The sequence below is a fragment of the Pseudogemmobacter sp. TB195 genome, assembly GCF_058313095.1.
This window is the reverse complement of the sequence record NZ_JBZEGG010000019.1, coordinates 94,268-112,352: the sequence shown is the minus strand read 5'-3', so window position 1 is coordinate 112,352 and position 18,085 is coordinate 94,268. Positions and strand designations below refer to the sequence as shown.

Here is an 18,085-nt window from a genome sequence, read left to right as displayed (position 1 = left end):
ACCGACGACGAGGATTTTCCGTGGTATCGCTTCGACGCGCTGAAAAATGCGGCGTAAAAGTGAAATAGTCCTTGCAAATAGATAAGCGGATGCTTATCAAGATTGCAGGCGGTCGGATTTTCTCCCTGGGTCTTGCCGCCTGTTCCTCTTGTGCTGTTTCGTTCCTTCAGACCCCTCGAAGTTCGCTTCGAGGGGTTTGTTGTTTGAGCATATCCCACCCGACATTGCTGGTCTGACCAGGTAGTAAGTAAACACTTACCTATCACAGGACAGAACATGCTTTGCGTCTCGGAAGACAAGACTCTCCTTGGTCACCTTCGCAATCTGACACCCACAGGCTCGCCGGGAGAGTGGCACACGATCACGACATACGCAGACCCGCTGCCGTCCAGCTTTATGGTAAGATCCACTCTGGTCGCGCTGAGCCTTGAGATTAACGATCAGGATGAGCGCCGGATTGCCGGACTCCTCGGAAATCGCGAATTTTCCTTCGAGTATACCGAGATGAAACAGGTCGCGCTGATGAAGGCGCCACATGCGCGCCCTCTCATCGAGGATCCTCAGTGCCAGATCTCGGCTTACCGCAAGATGGAAACCTGGAGCACGCATATCGAAATTCAGTGCCGCGCAATCGTCTTGCCGATCGACATCTACGAGCAGGTTTTCGACATGGACGATTTCGAGCCCTGTTGACGGGCGCCGCTCCTGGCAGCTATCCAGCTAAAGACTAGCTGCATAGCTAAGGACAGGGACATATGGCAGACCTCATCATCGCATGTCTGTCGCAGAAGGGTGGCGTGGGTAAGAGCACCCTCGCCCGGCTCGTTGCGACAGCCTATGCCGCGCACAATCAGCGCGTCGGCATCATGGACTTCAACGGCACTCAGGAGACCTCGACCTTCTGGAGCAAGCAGCGCGCCGCGGCGAAGATCAAGCCGAAGGTTTCAGCTGAAGTGGCGACCCAGGCGAACCGGATGCGAACGGACAAGCGGTTCGATGTCATTCTGGCCGACGGGCGCCCGGACTCACCCGATGTCACGCTCTCCATCGCACTGGCGGCCGATCTGGTGATCGTCCCGACCTCCGTGACCATCGACGACCTCGTGCCACAGGTCAAATTCGCGCGGGAGCTGGTGGCTCGAGGCGTCCGGCAGGACCGGATCCTCTTCGTGATCAACCGGGTCACCGAGAACAAGCTCCTGATCGAGGACAGCTACAAGTTCATCGGCGACGAGTTCCGGGTGGCGAAGAGCACCCTGCCCTATCGGGACGCCTTCATCCGATGTCACACGGCGGGCTATTCCGTCGGCGAGGTCAAAGAGGCGGTGATGGGCAACATGACAAACCTCGCCCTGGTCGCCAACAGCCTGGCGACCGAGATCGCAACCCAAGCGGCGGAGGTGGCGTGACATGACAAACCCGTTCCAGATCAAGAAGCCGGCCAGCGTCACCCAGCACGCCGCCAAGAAGGCTGCAGCCAAGCCGTCGGAGAATTTCAAGGAGAAGAAGGTCGGTATGACCTTCAACATGGCGCGGGACTGGCACACCGAGTTCAAGGTCACGGCAGCCACCCGGGGTCTCGACATGCACGAGCTCCTTGAGCAGTGCTTCGAGGCGTGGAAGAAGGCTCAGAGCTGAGCCTTCTCTCCTTCGTATTTGTCAACAGCTGTATTCCAGGTGTCGATAGCTTCCTCGACCGGCAGATACCCGGTCGAGAAGTCAAAATAGTCCTCAGGACAGTGATCCTCGAGGTTGCAGCCGATGGACTCGGCGTCCCGGATCATAGAGCCATGCCAGGTCGGCGGTCTCTTGCAGACCGGGCAGAGCTTGCATTCCTTCATTGCAGCAACCACAGGGCTATGGTCATGCCCATGAACAGAATCGAGGCAGAGATGCTGATCCGGGCAGCCAGGTCGTCCTTTTGTTTATTCCTGTTCATGGGCACGGTCATTCCTCCTCAGGCGGCCTCGGCCGGTGCTTCGACAACAACAGGCTCCTCGACCTGATCGAATGTCACGTTGATGTGCTGGACGACGCCGCCGGTGAACATGTCACCCTTCGATGCCACGACGACCGCAGTCTGCGCATCGGCGCCCATCTCGAGCGCGCCGATCGCGAAGTCCATGCCGCTGCCGATCGCGTAGTAATCGGCGTTCAGCGGCCCCGACGGCGTGTAGCTGTCGTTGTAGTAGAAGACCTCGCCATTGCTCCTGACCTCGAGCGCCTGAAAGCCACGCTCGCCGAACGGCGCCTGATAGTTAGGGTGCTTGTCGTTGTAGAACCAGGCGCGCACCTTCTCCGGCAGCCCGACCTCGGCCGACGACACGCCAAAGCTCGAGGTTGTGCCATCCGAGTTCCGCGTCTGGAAGATCTTCTGCTTCTGGCCGATCGGCGAGCGGTCGCCGGAGTAGGCGCGAGTGTCAGCGGCCAGAACGCCGTCCCGATAGACGATGGTGGTCATTTCGCGATCTCCCAATCTTCGGCAAGGATATCGGTCTGCGAAGCCAGCCAACCGATCACGGCAGAGCCATCAGCGGCGCGCATGATCAGATGCGGCATGGTATTGGCGCCGACATACGAGTTCGGGTCATAGGCGAAGAGGTCCGAGCGAACGCCACCAATCAGAGGCTCGCGGTCACTCTGGAGCGCCTTCGTAGCGCCCTGCCCCAGATAGACGAACATATTGCGGCCGTTCCAGCCAGCACGCGCCACGCGCTGGCCCGACTTCACCAGTTCGATTGCTTGTCCGAAATTCATTGGGTCAGATCCTTGATCAGCGATTCCACGTCGAGTTCGCCGTCGATTCGAGTGGGTTGAAAGACCGCGCGGTTCAAAGCCATGAAGCCCTGTTGCAGGTGAGTGCGGGCGACAGACACCCAACGCTGGTCGCAGTCGCCGGTGATGTGCTTGTCGAGCTGACGGAGCGACAATTCCTCGATCAGCTTGTTCTGGTTCGCCAGCTCGATCATCTCAGGCTCGAGCGGGCGGTAGCCCTTGATGGGTGGGGTGCTCGACATGGTTTCCTCTGCCAGCGTGAAGGTAAGTAAGCGAATACTTACATACGATGGAACCACAAATCCAGAGGATTGTTTACCTGTAGGTGCTAACCCCACCTGAACTGCACTGAAATCTGTATCAAACTGAACCGAAACACGATCAGAACCATGACCGAAGAGACAACCAAACCGAAACTCCGCACTTTCAACACACTTTCAACGCAACATTGAATGAAATCCTTGTCACGTCAGATGTGAAAGACTAGGTAGATAACACCCGTTATACGGAGATGAGAGCGATGAACGTCCGCATGAACAACGAAGCAATCTGCCAAATTTGCGGCCGGGTTCACCCGAATGCCATTGTTTGCGTTGGTGTTCTTGCCGCAAACTCGAACTTCGCGCCGTCCGTTGGTCCTCGTCGTCGGCTGACCGTGGCCGAGTCGCTGGCACGCACCAAGGTCCGTTACGCAAAGACGCTCGACCACCTGGCTTGATGCAGTTCGCCCTTCCCGAAGACATCGAAGAGGTTGTCTTCCTGTCGAAGGATGACGTGATCCAGATCCAGCAAGCTCTCCTTCTTGATGGTCAGCTTGCTGGCGTGAAGAGCCATGATAATCTGGACTCGGCTCTCGGTCGAGTCCAGAGCGCAGCTTACTACGATCCCACGGCCGACCTGGCGAAGCTCGCCGCCTACTACTGGCACGGGATCTCTGCAAACCACGCATTCCATGATGGCAACAAGCGTGCCGGCTTCGTGGCTATGGTCACGTTTCTCGAGATCAACGGCTTCGAGTTCATGGGCTCCGATGAAGAGATGGGGCGTGTCATCTACGGCCTCTTCGAGGAAGACCGCTTCACAGTGGACACGCTCGACGCGATGGTTCGCCGCAACACCCGCGTCCTGACGTAACCAGCCGATCTCCGGTCGTATGGTCGTCGGCGCCAAGGTGGAGGGTTCGCGGGAATTTTGGTCCGGGCAACCCGAGGCATCCCCATCACACGCGGTCGCAATTTCTAAGACTTCGCACCGCGTCACGGTCGCGCGGTCTGATCAGCACAAACCGCAGCACAAGCGCGGTGCAGCGCGTCAAAAGAGAGTGCATCGACGCAACGCGCGCTAGACGCACAGAAACACGTCTAGCAGCGCGTCTAGCGTGTTGCAGGTCACCGAGTAGCACAAAGCAGAGATAGCGCTGTAGCGCGCTAAAATCGCGGTCTATGCGAGTTGAAACTATTTTCGGTCTAGGTGCATTTTTCGCTTGTGCTGATTAACATCAGACGTTAAACATTAAATCACCGCAGCAGAGAAGCGCAGCAAGCGCAGCGCGGTGAAACCGAAACAGTCAGCTAGACAGAGAAAGACAAAACCATGACCGCAGACATCAAAACCGCAATCACCGCTTTCAACGCTGCTCGTCGTGAGCGTGACGCGAAACTGGTCGCACAAGGTCAGAAGCGCAGTGCAAGCTACATCGCTTTCTTCGCAACAGACTACTTCGCAACCGTTGCGCAAGACAACGGTGTCAACCTGAAAGCGATGTATGACCTTTGCGACAAGACGCTCAACCGACTTGAGCTGATGCTGAAAGCGACGAAAGACGGTATCTTCTTCTTGCGCAATGAGACCGACCAGAACCGCTATGCGTTCAACCTGATCACGACCATTGTCAACGCGCATAACGCAAAGGTTGCGCTTGTGACGCGCGACGACGTGAGCGCTTGCGGTAACAAGCGTGAGACCGCAAACGACTATGTGAAGGTATCGACGCGCGTCATGTCTGACACGACTGAAAAGCGTCAGGTCGGTATCGCTTATAGCGTTCTTGAAACGCTCGGTATGATTGAAGTGCAGCGCGTCGGTCACACAATCAGCGGTTTTAAACCGCTTGCGCAAAGTGCAGCATTCAAGCGCTTTGCGAAGATGGTCAAAGCAGAGCAAGCGAAACAGAACGCATAACCTGAAATAGCTATGTAGCTAAGAGACCGTGCAAGAAATTGCGCGGTCAATCGCATTTGATTAACCTCACACGTTAATCACGAATTGTTACAGTCGGTCGATAGCAGGTTGACATAGATTAACACCTGATGTTATACTGGATGTGCTGGCGACCCGCCGGGGCGTCCCAGCCCCACCCAAAGCTCATCCCGCCACAAAACGCCTCTGTTCCCCATCCCCGCAACGCAAAGGAAATCCGAGTTGCCTCCCCAGTCCGACGCCCGCAAGGCGCAGATCCAGTCCGCGGTGGAACGGAACCGCGCCAAAACCCGTGCCATGACGCCGCTGGCTGCCGCTGCATGGAAAGCCCGCAATACCCTTGGCAATGCAGATCCTTATACGCCGGCAGAGCGGGAACGGGCCGAGGCTATCCGCGCCCAGATCGCCCAGGTGGAAATCGACGCCGCGGCACTCCATGCCGATGTCCTGGAGCGGCTCGGAAAGGACATGGATCGTGGCGTGCCGAATGCCGCCCCACTGGAAGAGGCATTATCCAAGGCGAAGGCGCTCCGCGTGGAGTTCCTCTTCTGACGGACCTGGGCTTGGGAGGCGCCAGCCACCCTGCCCTGCCATGACGATCCGGTGAGGTGCCAGCCGACAGAGCTTAGCTAAACAGCTATGGTTGAGAGGTAGCTAGATAGCTAAACCGACAACCAAAGGAGTTATCATGTCTGGCCCCGGCACCATCCGTTTCATCCTTCAGTCCTTCTTCGGTCTCGTGGGCATCTTTGCCCTCGGTCTCGCTTTCCTGGCGGTTTGAGCCGCCCCACCGCGCGACCGACCGCGAGGGTGCCCGTGGCGGGGCACCTTCCGCTTCCAGAGAAAGACGGCGAGTCCCAGATCCATGCCGTTCCCCGGTTCCCCAAGCTCCAGCCGTTCCCAATCGGCAAGCCGTTCCCGATTTCCACCGGCAGATGGCACGCCGCGACAGTCCTGCCCCATTGGCTTCACGCTTCCTTTCCATTGGCTACCCTTGCCGTGCCTGTGGCTGCCCTCGCCACGCCCGAAGCCTCGCCTTGTCACAGCCACCGGCCGCCCGCTTCCAGCCCGACATCTTCCCAGGTGATGCCAGCGATCATCCTTTTGATCGGTCATAGCTATTTAGCTAAAGTCTATGTGAGAGCAACGCATCAGCGAGGAGCGCCACGATGCAGATCACCACCTACACCACCAATGCCGTCGCGAATGTCGAGACCGGGATCATCGAGACCATCTCGATCCGCAACTCGCAGTCGATCGAGGAGCTGTTCGAGCGCGTCGATGAAGGATCCGCGACCACCTACGATATCCGCGTGATGCTCAACCGCGTGGGTAAGCACCTGACCAAACAGGAGCTGCAGATCGTGGAATATGCGCTCGCCCGCGCGAACTACCGGGAGTTTCGTCCTCTGACCATCCGTCAGATCGCGCTGCTCGCTCAAGGGACCATCGAGCAAGTCATCAACCACCTAGAGATGCTGCGGATCGGTGTGAAGGAGAGCTTCACCTCGGACGAAGCGACGCGTGTCCTGTTTCGCGCGATGGAGAGCTGATCAGCACAAGGCGCGGTCTGTCATGGATCGCGCTTTTCTCTTAGCTAAATAGCTGGGGATGGGCCGGATGTGGGACGCGCCCACTGAACGCCCGGTAGACTGGTCCGCAGCCTGAGCCTGAATGAAAGCCTGATCCGAAGCCTGAGCCTGAACGGGACCGGCGCCTCCCAGATGCAGCTCCTTCGAGCTGCACCCGTGACGATCAGGACTCGATGAAGCACTCGCGCTGATCGCTCGCAGAGCAGACCTCGTAGCGTCCTTTTGCGTTTGGTTCTGTATAGACGCTCAACCAAAGGACATCGCAGTTGTTGCTGTCAGGTTCGATGAAGGATACCGCGAGATACTCGGACATTTGGTGAATGTAAGTAACCAGACCGAAGCGGTGCAGATGGACCATGATCTGCTGCGCGACCTCGAAGGACACCGTGCAAGCGTCGTCTTGGTTCTCGACCACCAGCGCGTGTGCGGATCGGTGCGCGTCGATCAGATCGTCATTACGGACCGAGCGTGCGTTTTCAAGCAGAGCGATTTCAAGGACGTTCAGTTTCATATCAGAACCTTTCATGCGCGAAATTGCGCAACACCAAGTTAGCTAGATAGCTAAAGTGGTGCAAACGGCAGCTCAGTGGGTGCGTCACGCCCAGGTGAGCGGACCATCATAGTCATAGAACTCGTCACCGTTGGAGGTGGCTTCGCTCAGCATCTCATCCCAGCTGTCGCGATTAGCTTGCTCGCGATCCTCGTCGCGGTTCAGTGCCAGCTCAGCGAGAAGGCCTTTCAGAGCGCATTTGTTGACGTTGCGGGCGCATTCAAGGTTGGTCATAGGAGCGTCTCTCTGTTGCTCGTTTCATGTGTCACCTTTGTAGCTAGATAGCTAAGCGATGTCGTCTGGGCAGTTAACCGGACAGGTGGGATGTCACCGGCAGTTTCAGCTCCTGCCCCGCGTCCATATGGGCACGGAAACGGACCTGGAACTCTCCCCTGATGGAAGTCGACCCGTTCCCCATCCTGGGCAAGCCCAGGCTCCCATTGGATAAGCCGTTCCCCAGCCCCGCGCCCTACAGGATGCTCGCCGTTCCCCGGTTCCGCCCCATCTCACCAAGCCAAAAGAAAAGGCGCCTCCGAAGAGACGCCTTAGCTATCTGGCTACCGTAGCTATCCAGCTATCAGGCCACAGCTGCCATGTGACGGGTGCGAACAACCTCGACCAGCGCCTTCGTGAAAGGCGTGTCGGTCAGCTCGAAGGCACGCCCGCGCTTGGTGCCGACGTTCTTAACCACACCGAGGATCTCGAGCGCCTTCATGGTCGAGTTAGCTTGCGTGTCGGCGGTGCTGCCGGCGACGGTGTGACGCTCCAGGTGCGGCAGGTATTCGGCCGGCGCCGGCACCTTGTCCGAGGCGCACGCTTTGGCGATCTCTTGGGTGAAGGGCAGCTGACGGTCGTGGCACCGGATCAGCGAGATGATCACGGCGCGGTTGACGGCGTTCCCGAGGCTGTTGCGCAGCACCGTGGCGACGAAATCGCGCAGCTTGCCCATCGTGTAGACATTCCGGCGCTTCACCGCGGTCTCCGCCTCGTTGACGTAATCGGCGCTAACTCCGATCGCAACCAAAGCTTTCGCCATACCGAAGGCGCTGTGACCGGCAATCTCCTTGGTCAGCGTCTTCTGAATGTTCGAATTCGCCGGGTTGGCGTTCTTCTCGAAGGTGGCGCGGTCGGCGAACTCGGTGGCATAGGCAGCAACCATCTCATGGACCTCATCGTCTTTCACGCCATCGAGCATGTCCTTGAAGGAGCGCTCCTCAGCCTCAGCCGGTGCCGAAGCCTGATTGGGAGCCGGCTGAGCCTGGTAGGAAGCCTGGATGGCATCCGCAGCCTCAATGGCAGCCAGTGCCTCATCGGAAACGACGTCGATCTTCTCCCAGACCGGGCCATCTTCGGTCTGCTTCCAGCGACCGATTTCGCCTTCGTTGGTTTCGTAGCCGTCGGGGATCAGTTGATTGGTCATGATGGTTCCTTTCTCTGTGTTGCGAACCGTTTCGTCACCGAGGCGCTTCTTGCTGTCTCTCGGTATGATCAGATTAGCTAAACAGCTATCACCTGTCGGCTGGCACGTTGCTGGATCGCACCGGAGGCATCACGGATCTCGATGGCTGCTTCCGCAGGCGCCTCCCACCTCCAGCCCACCATAAGGATCACCGCCGACGGATCTCCAGCGGATCGCCATTCCCAAGCTCTTCCCCTGAAGAAGTGCTTCCGTTCCCCGCTGCCCCGATCGGCTTGCACCTGAAATGAAAAAGGGGTGAGACTGCTCTCACCCCAAGGTGGCTGGAACCACCGAGCTTTCCAACAAGAGGACGCCTGGCCCGAAACGTCAGGGGAGAAAGCACCCACAAACAACCAGGACGCCAGCACTCGGCTGCATGGGTCGAGGATAGGGCAGGGGTGCCGGAGGTTCAAGGCTGGCGAGCGGGTGATGGACATGGACTGGCGCGCAGCCAACCATCCACCTACCCAGACCCATCGACACCCCAAGCGTCACTCTAGGGCAAGCTCACCTGTAGCTCATACCCGCTCACTGGCTCTCTATAGGCACCACACGCTCTCTGTGCTCTCCTACTGGCACCATACGCTCTCTACCGGCTCTGTGTCCTCTAAGCGCTCTCATACCCTCTACAGGGCTCTCTGTGCTTCCGTCTGCCTGTCTATGTGTTCTGTCCTCTGTTCGGTGTCTTCCGGTTCTCTGTGTCTCTACCGGGGTTCTGCTCTCTGCTGTTCCTCGCTCGAGGTCGTCCTCTGGTGTTTGGTCGTCTTTTTGGATCTGCGCTTTGGTGCTGTGTTTCCCTTGGTCGGTGTCTTGGGTCATCCGCTTCGTGGGAGACGTGCTACAGCGCTTCCTTGATGTTTTGCGTGGGTCTGTGTGGTTTTGCTTGAGGATGCGCTGTAGCGGGCTTCTAGGTCGCTCTACGGTGATCGTGGGCTCTGATCTGTGGTTCTCTTTGGGTTTGCTTGCCTGACCGGAAGCCTGAGCCTGACCGGAAGCCTGAGCCTGGTTGAGAGTCTGTGCCTGAGCGAAACTCAGGTTCTGACCGGAGATCTGTTTGGTGCTTCATCCTGATCCGTGTCTCGTAGTATAGTTTCATATCCATTTAGCTACTTGGCTATGTATTATATTATACCAGACACGGATCAGGACGGGTGCTGTTTGGTGATCGTCTCCGGGTGGGGCAGGGTGCTTCTTCGTGGTCAGAATTTCGATCCGGTTCGAGCTGATTTCGTTTCGTCCTGCGGTCCGTCTCTCAGAGGAGGTTCTGCGAAAAGCTGTTTTTGGGGTCGGAAATGTAAACTCAGCGTTAAGCTGGCGCTCGAAAAGCCAACGAAAACAGGACATTTCGCTTTACATGGCTTGACGTTTGTGGGTCGTTTTCGGGGCTGAACGTAAAGCTGGGATGCGCCGCGCTTGACGATCTGGGTATCGTCTGGGGTGGTCTGGTTTACGTTTTGGGGTCGCAGCTTTACGTTTTCGAGGCCCGTGTAAAGCTAGAAGGTGGGTTTCTCGACCACGATCCAGCCCTGTTCCTCCAGCTCTGGGGCACGAGGCTCACCCGAGAATTGACCATCTATGTCGCCATAGTGGGATGTGATCGCACCATCCGGCGCCACCTCGATGGTCACGAAGGAGCTGACAGGTTCTCTGTCTGAGCGACTAATGAAGGACCGAGAGCCGTCGGCGTTCTCCTTCACATAGGTATAGTCTGCGTTGAAGATCAGAGCCTCCATAGCCTTGCAGCCATAGTGAGTCAGCTCCTTGGAGCGAGCCTGGTAGAACTTGATCACTTCCATCGGAGTCTCCTTGATGTGTTCGGACTTTAAACCAGCGCTCTGTCAAAACAAAAGACCCGCCGCGAGGGGAACGCGACGGGCCTTTGAGAAGCGTCTGGATGCTCCGCTTCTATGTGTCCGAACCCTGGTTTGACCCATGATCGAACTGTGCCGCGGGTCAGGAAATCGAAACCCCGCACCTCTGATGGTTGATGGCCTATGACTGCCGGGCACTCATCAGTTATCCCAGTGCGTTCGAGGTCACTACTCCTCAGGCACACCAGCCTTATTCGGTATCAGACGGCGAGGTCTTCCTTTGTCAGCCCTGGTAGATCTCCAACTGGATCGCTGCCCAGTTGCGGGCGTTCTGAAGAGTGTCCGGGTTGGACGCTTCATCGAGGCTCAGCATGATGTCGCCGTCGTCGTTGGCGGCGAACTCAACCTCCTCGCCGTCCTTCGACATGAACACGCCGGGACCGTAGCCGTCGCCGCTGTTCCAGCGCCACAGGAAGGAGATCTTCCGCTCGGTCAGAACAGCCCGCACCGTGGTGTCCAGCTGGGCATAGTTGACCTCCTCGTAGCCGAACTGGCGGCCGTCGGACTCGCTGAACTCGCCCATCTGATCATTCATCAGCTCGAGGATGTCGGCCGGCGGCGGTTCCTTGAACCAGAGGGAGCAATATGTCCGGTCGCCCATGTCAGTATCCCTTCTTTTCCAGGTCGGTGGCGACCGCATATCCAAAGGACTGCAGATCGCCGTCTTTCTTCTTGAAACCCCATTCCTCGACGGGATCGACGTCAACGTCCGCTTGCAACATGCAGCGGATGAAGACGACCTGAGCCCTGGTCAGGTTGTGAATCTCGAGCCGGTGGGCGGTGAGATCCTTGCCTTTGGCGAGGTCAACACCGGGACACTCCACGACCTCGACGCGGAATTTCTTCGCCATATCCTCACCACCAGCTATCGTAGAAGAGGCGCTCGCCGCGGCCGAGCACGACACGAGCCTTCTGAATAAAGGCGAGATCGCCCTTGCGATCGGTGTCGTCGGAGGCGCCAAAGAAGAAGCCTTCGGTCGGCGGCAGGTTGCGCGCATTGACGTCAGCCTCGAGCTTGTCCATGTCTTCCGCAGTCAGCTCCACGGTGGCGCAGTTGAAGTCCTCCTTCTGGCCGCCCTTGGCACGATAGAGGTTCTCCATCCAGCCATGCAGGTTCGGATGTTTCCGCCAGTAGTGGACATCTTCCACGTCTTCCGCGTTCAGAACGACGTCGACGACGCCCGGTGCGGTCGAGCGGGTCGAGTAGGCATACATATCAAGGCCCATATCAGGCTCCTTTTCTGGCCGCAGCACGGCGCTGCTGGCGGGTCATGTGGTGAATTTCAGCGGGCTTCCTTGCCGCGGCGACCTGGGAGCGGTGTTCCTTACCCTCGCCGGGGTGGCTTTCGCGCTCGAACAGCGGGTCCGAGCTGATGCTGAACGTCACTGTGGGATCGCGGATCTCGTAGACGTGATCCATGGTCAGGCGCTCTGCGTGGTGCGCTTGATCGCGAGGATCTCAGCGACGATGGCGATCTTGCGGCGCACAAGGCGCTCGGGACCGTTGCGAACCGATCCGCCGGCCGCGATTTTCGCCTTGATGTTGGCGATCGCGCGATCCAGCGCAGATGCCTCATTCTCCAGGAAAGCGATGCGGTCGGTCATTTCTGCCTCTGTCTGTTTCTCTCTTGATGCTTATTTTTACCGCAGAGAGGTCAGACAGTCGGGTGGGATGAGCGCTGGAATTACAGGCTGGTTTAGCTAGATAGCTATCGAGGAGAGGTCTGCCGCGGGCTTAGGCTCAGCCCGCGGACAGCTTACTTAGGCACGCGCACTCTGGCGCCGGTCAGATCCTGCAGAGTGTAGCCGTGCTTCTTGGCTACGGCGTGCAGCTCTGTGATCGCCGCTCGTCGGTGGTTGGAGTCGTAAGCCTCAATGGTGTTCGTCAGGTCGCGTTGGAGAGATTTCAGCTCTTCAAGGCTCATTCTGTCCAGGTCGATCACGCTTCACCATCCAGGATCTTACGAGCCGCTTCAGCCATCCGAAGCGCGATAAACGTGGCACTGGCGTCGTTGATGGCTCTAAGACAATAGGTGCAGTTTGCGGGAGTGGGCTCGATCAAATTTTCTTCGTTAAGATCGAAGCTACCTTCATGAACGGATGCAAATGCAACTCGAGTGCCCTCAAAATGAGCCACACCGCTGGTAATGCAGTGATCCGCCATCTTGGCACGAAACCCCCAAACGATCTTATCCGAGCGCGTGGTGAGCCACTCATAGGCTCCGCTAGGGCCGGCAGTCTCGCCTCCGAGATCATCAGCGATGCCGCGACTTTTCATTTCGGTCGCAGTCGTCTGTAGAATATTCATGAGAAATCTCCTTTGCTGATGAATTTATTCGTCAGTGATTCAAAGGAGACAAGCGGATTCAGAACATGCCGTGAGTCGGCAGCGGGGCAGGGTGCTTGAATGGCTCGATCGGGCCGAGGATCGTGTTCTCTTCGAGCCAGCGCTCGGTGATACCGATGTTCGCATGAGAGCCCGACCAGGAAGATCCATCACGGATGATCGTGCTGTCGTGGTCAGCCTGATGCGCTACGGCGCCTTTGTCGATCCAGACCGGCCGCTCATAACCGTCTTTATCGCGCTGAACCCAATACCAACCCTTGTCAGGCAGCCGGGCGAACACGGCCAGTTGGCGATCCGAGTAGCAGGGCTTTGGGCGTTCCAACCCTCTCGAAGACTCCGGCCCGCAAACGTAACAAAACTTCCAGTCGTCGTCCGGTTCTGTTCCGCAGATAGCGCATCTGCCACCTGAGTTGAGCCAGACTTGGTTCATAATTCACCTCTATTCCGGCGTCAGGGACAGAATGGTGCCGGTGGCGCCAGGCTCGATAGGGCAGGGGTCGTCGCCCATCTGCAAGAGACGGATACGATCACCAACCTCGCAGATGGGCTGACCGTTCATCATGCCGCGATCTCGCCGGTCGCGGTGTTGGCGCGGGTCGAGCAGTCGATCTTGTTGACCTTGATCGGCACCGGCGACACCAGCTTCATGTCGAGCCCCGCCATATCGTTGGACTCGTTGTGCTTGGTGTGGCGCAGAATGATGAAGCGCGCGAACTGGCTGGGCCGGCAGACGATATCCAGGTTCACATCCCGGTTGTATTCGCCGGCTTTGATCCCAAAAACCTCATCGAGGAGCTTCACATAGGAGTTCTTCGCCATGTGACGCGGCGTGAGGGTGAAGTGAACCCGGTCGCCGGACATCTTGCCGGGACGGGACAGAGTTTCGACGTTGGACACGGTTTCTTCCTTTTCGATGGGGGTGAGGTATTCGTTGGTGGTATTCTTGATCGCCCGGAGCCGGTGGCTCTGAACCTCGAACCTGATGCCCTTATCATCCTCGACCAGAGCGGTGGTTTTTGACGCAACGATCAGACGGACAGGTGTCTCGTTGATCGGCCTGCCATACCAGGTGTCTTTGGCGTAGATATGCGTGGGCTCGAAAGCCGCCTGATCCTGCGGCGGCCTCTCATTGAGTGGCTGCAGCTCCGTCCAGCTGGTGTTCCAGCTGTTTCCTTTTTCATCGGTGACGCGCGGCCTGTGGGCCAAATGGCTGGAGTGAATCAGGTCAACGCGGACCAGTCTGGTGACCGTCCTGTCGAAGACATTGACCCAGACGTGGGTCGGCTTAAAGATAGACTCCTCTTCGATTTCTTTCAGCAGCAGCCAGCTTGTGTTCCACCCATAGCCGACTTCATCGGTAACATGAGGTCGATTGGGCTTGTGTCTGGGGTCTCCGATTTCGATACGAACCTTTTTAGTGATGCCTTCGTCAGACTCGTTGGTCCAGATATGCGTTGGCTCGAAGGTGGGTTTAACCGAGCCCGTGACCCGCTCATTCATCGCGTTCAGCGCTGCAGCCAGGTTGCCAGTTTTCGCGGCTTCGTTCAGCATTTCACTCCCTCCTCCCAGCACGGGCCGTAGCAGCCCTTGCACTCCAGTGTGTCAAAGTCGGCGCCAGCATCGGCCGCCTCATGAAGGTCTTCCCAGGTGGCGGGCTAACCCTTGAACTGCGCAGGCTTGGCATCGAGCAGATGCAGCGGCAGGGACTTGCCGCAGGATGCACAGTTGGCGTGCGTGACGGTCATGCCGCGAGCCTCGCATTGTCGATGAACTGGCGCTGATACCCCTCGCGCGCAATACCCAGCGTATCCGAGAACTCACCGCGCGCCGCCTCAAGGAAACTACCTTCTGCAATCCGCATGTCGCTCTCGAAGCCGAGACGAATCTTGAGCATAATCGCGACGAAATCACCGTCACCGGCCGCCGAGACCGCCTCGATGTTCGTCACATCGGAACTGCCGGCGATCAGGTAGTAGGAGAACTGCGAGGCCAGCTCGACCAGCTCAGGAACGTTGATCGAACGCTGCGCGAACAGCCGGATAGCGGCCTCGCTGCGCTTCTTGATCTCCACCAGCTCGTGTTTGCTTACGAAGTCCATCAGGTTGTCTCTTTGTGTTTTTGCTAAGCTCTTGCTTACTTTTACCGCTCAGACAGACCGAAGTCGGGTGGGATGACATGCGTCCGATAATGCAACATTATCGGACTAAACTTCGCAAGGTGACTAGCGGCGTTTATGATGTCCAGTTTTGACTTGATCCGCCGCAGATCGTATGCCGTTGAAAGGATCTTCAGCTCATGGCACTAATCTCAGTCATTGAAGGCGCATTGGAGTGAAGACGATGCGGTCAAGGATAGAGCGGATGATATATGATTGAAATTCCAGAGAAATCAGAGGCGTCCAGCAGCAGAAAGCTTCGCAACATCGGTATGTGGGCCACGTTTCTCTACGTTCTCGGACTGGTCGCCGGTGTTTTTGTCGGGGCGCAGCTGTGCTGGATCAAGCTCGAGCCTATCTCACTGAACGAACTTGGAGATCTTCTCGCAGGAATCTTCGGGCCTCTGGCGGTGTTCTGGTTGGTCCTTGGCTTCTTGCAGCAAGGCGGCGAACTTCGGCTGCAGGTCGCTGAACTCGCGAGATCCGTTGAGCAGCAGAAGGAGCTGGTTGCCGTCAGTCGGGAGACCTTGGATCACGAGCGCACGCAACTAAGCCAAAGAGAGCTATCTCGGCGACTTCAACTACAGCCTGATTTTAATCTGACTGTCTTGAGGAGAACTGAAAACGCGGGAGCTATTAGAAGAAGATTTGCAATAGTGAATGTAGGCCACTCGGTTAAAAATGTGATAATCGAGATGAACCCAGAGCCCTTCGAAGGGGGATTTTCGAAAGTGGCATATTGGAAGACTGGAGATCAGCACGAAGCGACCGTCAAGTTCCTGTATAAAGGCGATATAGATAGCGTTTTGCTTACGATATTCTATGAAGATGAGGACTACGTAAACGGCGCTGTTAGCTTTAGGCTGTCAGTGATAGACGGAAATATGGTAGTCGGTGAAGCCCAAAGAATGGGAAATGTATGAAGGCGTGATATCACGCCTTCATATTGCGCAGTCGAGCTTACTTTACGCCGAGGAAGGGCACGGCCGAACCGGGCACCATCGAGGTCGGCAGCACGCCATCCCAACGCTCAGCCTTGGTCAGCTCGACCAGCGAGGGATTGTCAGCCAGAGCCTTTGCCTTCGCACGGATCGCATCGGCCTCGGCTTCACCGCGGCGTTTGATAGCCTCGGCATCAGCAATCGACTGCTGAGTGGTCGAGTATGCTGCGGCATCAGCTGCGGCTTTGGCCGAGTCAGCGGTTGCGATGGCGTCACTGACCGTCTTTTTGTTGATCTCCACCTGCTTCAGGTTTTCCTGCTTCTGGATCTCGACATTGGTCTCAGCCGTCTTACGGGCTTCCATCGACTTCTCAAAGACAGCGGAGAAGCTGATATCCTCGATCTGCGCCGATTGGATGGTCACGAGGCTGGTCGGGATGATAGCCTGCAGCCCTTCGAGGATCGAGGCAGCCAACGCCATCTGGTTTTCGTTCGAAGACTGAGCCGTGAAGCTGGCAAACTTCGCCTTGACGACCTGAACCACCTTCGGATCCACCTCGCGGCGCAGATAGCCATCAAGCGAGCCGTAATTCACGATGATCGACTTGATCGCCTCGGGAGTCGCCGCCGGTGTCAGGTTGATCGAAACGACCAGATCGCCGATCTGCATATCCTTCGAGTAGGCCTGGATGGTCGCGCCATCGCCGCCGTAGCGCCGGACGAACGACTGCACCGAGACGGACTCGGTATCGGTGATGAACGGCGTCTTGAAGTGCAGGCCCGGGCCGGTCACATCGACCACCTCGCCGTAGCGCTTGACGACGGCGCGCTCGCCTTCATCGACGGTGTAGAAGGCGCCAAACACGCCACCAAGGACAAGAAGGACGGTCACAGCAGCAGCGGCGATCAGGCCGAAGAGTTTAAATTCACGCATCATTGCGCTCCTTTTGGTTGTTGTAGAGCCGCAGAATTTCCTTTGCGGTAACGGCTCCTCCGATAACGACGAGGGCGACGATCACCATCGCCCCGAGAATGGCGAGTCCACTCATTTCATTTGGTTCTCCTTATGGTGGGTAAGTGCTTACTTACCTTTTCGATCAAACGGAAGTCAGTCCTCGTGAAGAATGCTGTTTCCGGTGATTTGGTGATGAATCAGGTAGTTCAGGCCCGCATCAAAGTGGCGCGGGAAAGCCCAGTCACTCCGGTTCATGTTGTCGAGGCTGAGCCACACCAGCTCCAGCGCCTCACCATCAGCCGGGAAGCCTTTCTGGCGGGTCACTTCGAGGTAGCGGGCAATGACAAGGTTGTTGCCGTATTCGTCGGTCTCCATCGAAAGCAGGTGCAGATCCTCAGGGAGAAGCGCGATACCAGTCTCCTCCTCGACCTCGCGGACGCCGGCCTGCTGCCAGGTCTCGCGCATCTGGTAGCCGCCGGGCAGACCAAGCAGGCCCCGGCCGGGTTTGAACGCCCGCCGCACCGCGAGGATCTCGCCTTTATGGTTCTCCACGATCACACAGACCACGGTGGCTGTGTTGTCATAGATCGGCCGTCCTTCGGCCGTGTAGGCGATCGGTTGATCAGGCATCTTTCTTCTCCATTTTAAGATAGAAGTCGCGAGCATCCTTAGGATTCTCAAACCGACTTCTTGTGAGAGGCTGCTCGAGAGGACTGAAAAGACCCCAGAGATTGTTGCTCAGCCGGAGAATAAGAATGACAACCTCGCCGGTGTCCTCGGTTACGAGGCGCCAGACATCACGGTCGAATTTCTCCAGCTTCGCCATCTCAGTAATCCCTCGCATAGAAGAGGCTCATCACGCGGCGCGTGAGGCCAGGGTTCCACGGTTCCTCCGAGCCGAACCGGAGATCGGCGTCGAAGCATTCGACCTTGAACATGAAGCTCTCACCCATCACGGTGAAGGTGGCGCAGTCATGTTCGCCATGAGGATCATTGTCCTCGGTGAAGGCGTCGAAATCGCGCGCGGCGGCGCAGACCAGCATCTGTTTCAGCGGATCATCGGAGCTCAGGTCACCCGTGCAGATAACCATGTCCACCGGCCGCACAGCGCCCTTGCGGAGCGCGTCATTGAGCTTGCGGGTCAGGATGGTGCGCTCGATGTCGGCAGCGCTCATATTCCTCCAGCTCTCGCGTTCATGCGTCTCGCTCATTCTCGCCTCTCACTGTTAAGCTCTTGCTTA

Annotated in this window: 32 protein-coding genes; 9 read left to right on the top strand and 23 right to left on the bottom strand. The window is 57.5% G+C overall.

What is annotated here, in order from left to right:
- The first annotated feature begins 276 nt into the window (after positions 1–276).
- The 3 genes from AC4FS3_RS19150 (at position 277) to AC4FS3_RS19140 (ending at position 1,638) form a co-directional block, all read left to right on the top strand.
- Positions 277–693 (top strand): hypothetical protein, encoded by a 417-nt coding sequence (locus tag AC4FS3_RS19150; protein WP_491021878.1) that lies wholly within the window; start codon positions 277–279, stop codon positions 691–693.
- Between the two features lie 62 nt (positions 694–755).
- Entirely contained in the window at positions 756–1,409 is a 654-nt protein-coding gene (locus AC4FS3_RS19145) for a ParA family protein (protein WP_491021877.1), read from the top strand.
- A 1-nt stretch (position 1,410) separates the two neighbouring features.
- Positions 1,411–1,638: a hypothetical protein gene (locus AC4FS3_RS19140; protein WP_491021876.1), complete on the top strand. Its 228-nt coding sequence runs from the start codon at positions 1,411–1,413 to the stop codon at positions 1,636–1,638.
- Here AC4FS3_RS19140 and AC4FS3_RS19135 read toward each other — a convergent pair.
- The 4 genes from AC4FS3_RS19135 to AC4FS3_RS19120 all read right to left on the bottom strand — a co-directional run bounded on the left by AC4FS3_RS19135 (position 1,629) and on the right by AC4FS3_RS19120 (position 3,017).
- Positions 1,629–1,784, bottom strand: coding sequence for a hypothetical protein (locus AC4FS3_RS19135; RefSeq protein WP_491021875.1), 156 nt, complete (start codon positions 1,782–1,784; stop codon positions 1,629–1,631). The genes AC4FS3_RS19140 and AC4FS3_RS19135 overlap by 10 nt on opposite strands.
- A gap of 173 nt (positions 1,785–1,957) precedes the next feature.
- Positions 1,958–2,461 (bottom strand): hypothetical protein, encoded by a 504-nt coding sequence (locus AC4FS3_RS19130; protein WP_491021874.1) that lies wholly within the window; start codon positions 2,459–2,461, stop codon positions 1,958–1,960.
- Positions 2,458–2,757 (bottom strand): DUF2829 domain-containing protein, encoded by a 300-nt coding sequence (locus tag AC4FS3_RS19125; RefSeq protein ID WP_491021873.1) that lies wholly within the window; start codon positions 2,755–2,757, stop codon positions 2,458–2,460. Before AC4FS3_RS19125 ends, AC4FS3_RS19130 begins: the two co-directional genes overlap by 4 nt.
- Entirely contained in the window at positions 2,754–3,017 is a 264-nt protein-coding gene (locus AC4FS3_RS19120; RefSeq protein ID WP_491021872.1) for an Acb2/Tad1 domain-containing protein, read from the bottom strand. The genes AC4FS3_RS19125 and AC4FS3_RS19120 overlap by 4 nt, the downstream gene beginning before the upstream one ends.
- A gap of 278 nt (positions 3,018–3,295) precedes the next feature.
- Here AC4FS3_RS19120 and AC4FS3_RS19115 point away from each other — a divergent pair, with 278 nt between their 5' ends.
- The 5 genes from AC4FS3_RS19115 to AC4FS3_RS19095 all read left to right on the top strand — a co-directional run bounded on the left by AC4FS3_RS19115 (position 3,296) and on the right by AC4FS3_RS19095 (position 6,527).
- A complete protein-coding gene (locus AC4FS3_RS19115; RefSeq protein WP_491021871.1) occupies positions 3,296–3,493 on the top strand; it encodes a hypothetical protein in 198 nt (65 codons plus the stop codon).
- Positions 3,493–3,909, top strand: a complete 417-nt coding sequence (locus tag AC4FS3_RS19110) for a type II toxin-antitoxin system death-on-curing family toxin (protein WP_491021870.1) — start codon at positions 3,493–3,495, stop codon at positions 3,907–3,909. Before AC4FS3_RS19115 ends, AC4FS3_RS19110 begins: the two co-directional genes overlap by 1 nt.
- A gap of 459 nt (positions 3,910–4,368) precedes the next feature.
- A complete protein-coding gene (locus AC4FS3_RS19105) occupies positions 4,369–4,956 on the top strand; it encodes a hypothetical protein (protein WP_491021869.1) in 588 nt (195 codons plus the stop codon).
- 240 nt (positions 4,957–5,196) lie between these two features.
- On the top strand, positions 5,197–5,526 hold the full coding sequence (locus AC4FS3_RS19100) for a hypothetical protein (protein WP_491021868.1): 330 nt from the start codon (positions 5,197–5,199) through the stop codon (positions 5,524–5,526).
- Positions 5,527–6,143: 617 nt separating this feature from the next.
- A complete protein-coding gene (locus AC4FS3_RS19095; RefSeq protein WP_491021867.1) occupies positions 6,144–6,527 on the top strand; it encodes a hypothetical protein in 384 nt (127 codons plus the stop codon).
- Between the two features lie 202 nt (positions 6,528–6,729).
- Here AC4FS3_RS19095 and AC4FS3_RS19090 read toward each other — a convergent pair whose 3' ends face one another.
- The 14 genes from AC4FS3_RS19090 to AC4FS3_RS19025 form a co-directional block, all read right to left on the bottom strand.
- A complete protein-coding gene (locus tag AC4FS3_RS19090) occupies positions 6,730–7,077 on the bottom strand; it encodes a hypothetical protein (protein WP_491021866.1) in 348 nt (115 codons plus the stop codon).
- Between the two features lie 84 nt (positions 7,078–7,161).
- The gene (locus AC4FS3_RS19085) at positions 7,162–7,350 is read right to left on the bottom strand and encodes a hypothetical protein (RefSeq protein ID WP_491021865.1); all 189 of its coding nucleotides are present in this window, start codon (positions 7,348–7,350) and stop codon (positions 7,162–7,164) included.
- Positions 7,351–7,693: 343 nt separating this feature from the next.
- Positions 7,694–8,536, bottom strand: a complete 843-nt coding sequence (locus AC4FS3_RS19080) for a hypothetical protein (protein WP_491021864.1) — start codon at positions 8,534–8,536, stop codon at positions 7,694–7,696.
- A 1,532-nt stretch (positions 8,537–10,068) separates the two neighbouring features.
- The gene (locus tag AC4FS3_RS19075) at positions 10,069–10,371 is read right to left on the bottom strand and encodes a hypothetical protein (protein ID WP_491021863.1); all 303 of its coding nucleotides are present in this window, start codon (positions 10,369–10,371) and stop codon (positions 10,069–10,071) included.
- A 298-nt stretch (positions 10,372–10,669) separates the two neighbouring features.
- On the bottom strand, positions 10,670–11,047 hold the full coding sequence (locus AC4FS3_RS19070; RefSeq protein WP_491021862.1) for a hypothetical protein: 378 nt from the start codon (positions 11,045–11,047) through the stop codon (positions 10,670–10,672).
- A gap of 1 nt (position 11,048) precedes the next feature.
- On the bottom strand, positions 11,049–11,297 hold the full coding sequence (locus AC4FS3_RS19065) for a hypothetical protein (protein WP_491021861.1): 249 nt from the start codon (positions 11,295–11,297) through the stop codon (positions 11,049–11,051).
- 4 nt (positions 11,298–11,301) lie between these two features.
- The gene (locus AC4FS3_RS19060; RefSeq protein ID WP_491021860.1) at positions 11,302–11,673 is read right to left on the bottom strand and encodes a phosphoglycerate kinase; all 372 of its coding nucleotides are present in this window, start codon (positions 11,671–11,673) and stop codon (positions 11,302–11,304) included.
- 1 nt (position 11,674) lies between these two features.
- Complete coding sequence (locus tag AC4FS3_RS19055) at positions 11,675–11,866, bottom strand: hypothetical protein (RefSeq protein WP_491021859.1); 192 nt, start codon at positions 11,864–11,866, stop codon at positions 11,675–11,677.
- Positions 11,867–11,868: 2 nt separating this feature from the next.
- Entirely contained in the window at positions 11,869–12,051 is a 183-nt protein-coding gene (locus AC4FS3_RS19050) for a hypothetical protein (RefSeq protein WP_491021858.1), read from the bottom strand.
- A gap of 152 nt (positions 12,052–12,203) precedes the next feature.
- Positions 12,204–12,389, bottom strand: coding sequence for a hypothetical protein (locus AC4FS3_RS19045; RefSeq protein ID WP_491021857.1), 186 nt, complete (start codon positions 12,387–12,389; stop codon positions 12,204–12,206).
- Positions 12,386–12,754 (bottom strand): hypothetical protein, encoded by a 369-nt coding sequence (locus AC4FS3_RS19040; protein WP_491021856.1) that lies wholly within the window; start codon positions 12,752–12,754, stop codon positions 12,386–12,388. The genes AC4FS3_RS19045 and AC4FS3_RS19040 overlap by 4 nt, the downstream gene beginning before the upstream one ends.
- Before the next feature lie 58 nt (positions 12,755–12,812).
- Positions 12,813–13,115, bottom strand: coding sequence for a hypothetical protein (locus tag AC4FS3_RS19035; protein WP_491021855.1), 303 nt, complete (start codon positions 13,113–13,115; stop codon positions 12,813–12,815).
- Between the two features lie 236 nt (positions 13,116–13,351).
- Positions 13,352–14,344: a hypothetical protein gene (locus tag AC4FS3_RS19030; RefSeq protein ID WP_491021854.1), complete on the bottom strand. Its 993-nt coding sequence runs from the start codon at positions 14,342–14,344 to the stop codon at positions 13,352–13,354.
- A 190-nt stretch (positions 14,345–14,534) separates the two neighbouring features.
- Positions 14,535–14,891 carry a hypothetical protein gene (locus tag AC4FS3_RS19025; protein WP_491021853.1) on the bottom strand — a complete coding sequence of 119 codons (357 nt, stop codon included), beginning with the start codon at positions 14,889–14,891 and terminating at the stop codon, positions 14,535–14,537.
- Positions 14,892–15,160: 269 nt separating this feature from the next.
- Between AC4FS3_RS19025 and AC4FS3_RS19020 the strand changes: the two genes are divergently transcribed.
- Positions 15,161–15,871, top strand: a complete 711-nt coding sequence (locus AC4FS3_RS19020; RefSeq protein WP_491021852.1) for a hypothetical protein — start codon at positions 15,161–15,163, stop codon at positions 15,869–15,871.
- A gap of 37 nt (positions 15,872–15,908) precedes the next feature.
- Here AC4FS3_RS19020 and AC4FS3_RS19015 read toward each other — a convergent pair whose 3' ends face one another.
- Genes AC4FS3_RS19015 through AC4FS3_RS18995 form a run of 5 tightly spaced genes read right to left on the bottom strand, consistent with a single transcriptional unit; the run spans position 15,909 to position 18,055 of the window.
- Entirely contained in the window at positions 15,909–16,823 is a 915-nt protein-coding gene (locus AC4FS3_RS19015) for an SPFH domain-containing protein (RefSeq protein ID WP_491021851.1), read from the bottom strand.
- A complete protein-coding gene (locus AC4FS3_RS19010; RefSeq protein WP_491021850.1) occupies positions 16,816–16,938 on the bottom strand; it encodes a hypothetical protein in 123 nt (40 codons plus the stop codon). The genes AC4FS3_RS19015 and AC4FS3_RS19010 overlap by 8 nt, the downstream gene beginning before the upstream one ends.
- A gap of 59 nt (positions 16,939–16,997) precedes the next feature.
- The gene (locus AC4FS3_RS19005) at positions 16,998–17,474 is read right to left on the bottom strand and encodes an NUDIX domain-containing protein (protein ID WP_491021849.1); all 477 of its coding nucleotides are present in this window, start codon (positions 17,472–17,474) and stop codon (positions 16,998–17,000) included.
- Positions 17,467–17,670, bottom strand: a complete 204-nt coding sequence (locus tag AC4FS3_RS19000; protein ID WP_491021848.1) for a hypothetical protein — start codon at positions 17,668–17,670, stop codon at positions 17,467–17,469. Before AC4FS3_RS19000 ends, AC4FS3_RS19005 begins: the two co-directional genes overlap by 8 nt.
- A gap of 1 nt (position 17,671) precedes the next feature.
- On the bottom strand, positions 17,672–18,055 hold the full coding sequence (locus tag AC4FS3_RS18995; protein ID WP_491021847.1) for a DUF3768 domain-containing protein: 384 nt from the start codon (positions 18,053–18,055) through the stop codon (positions 17,672–17,674).
- Positions 18,056–18,085: the final 30 nt, after the last annotated feature.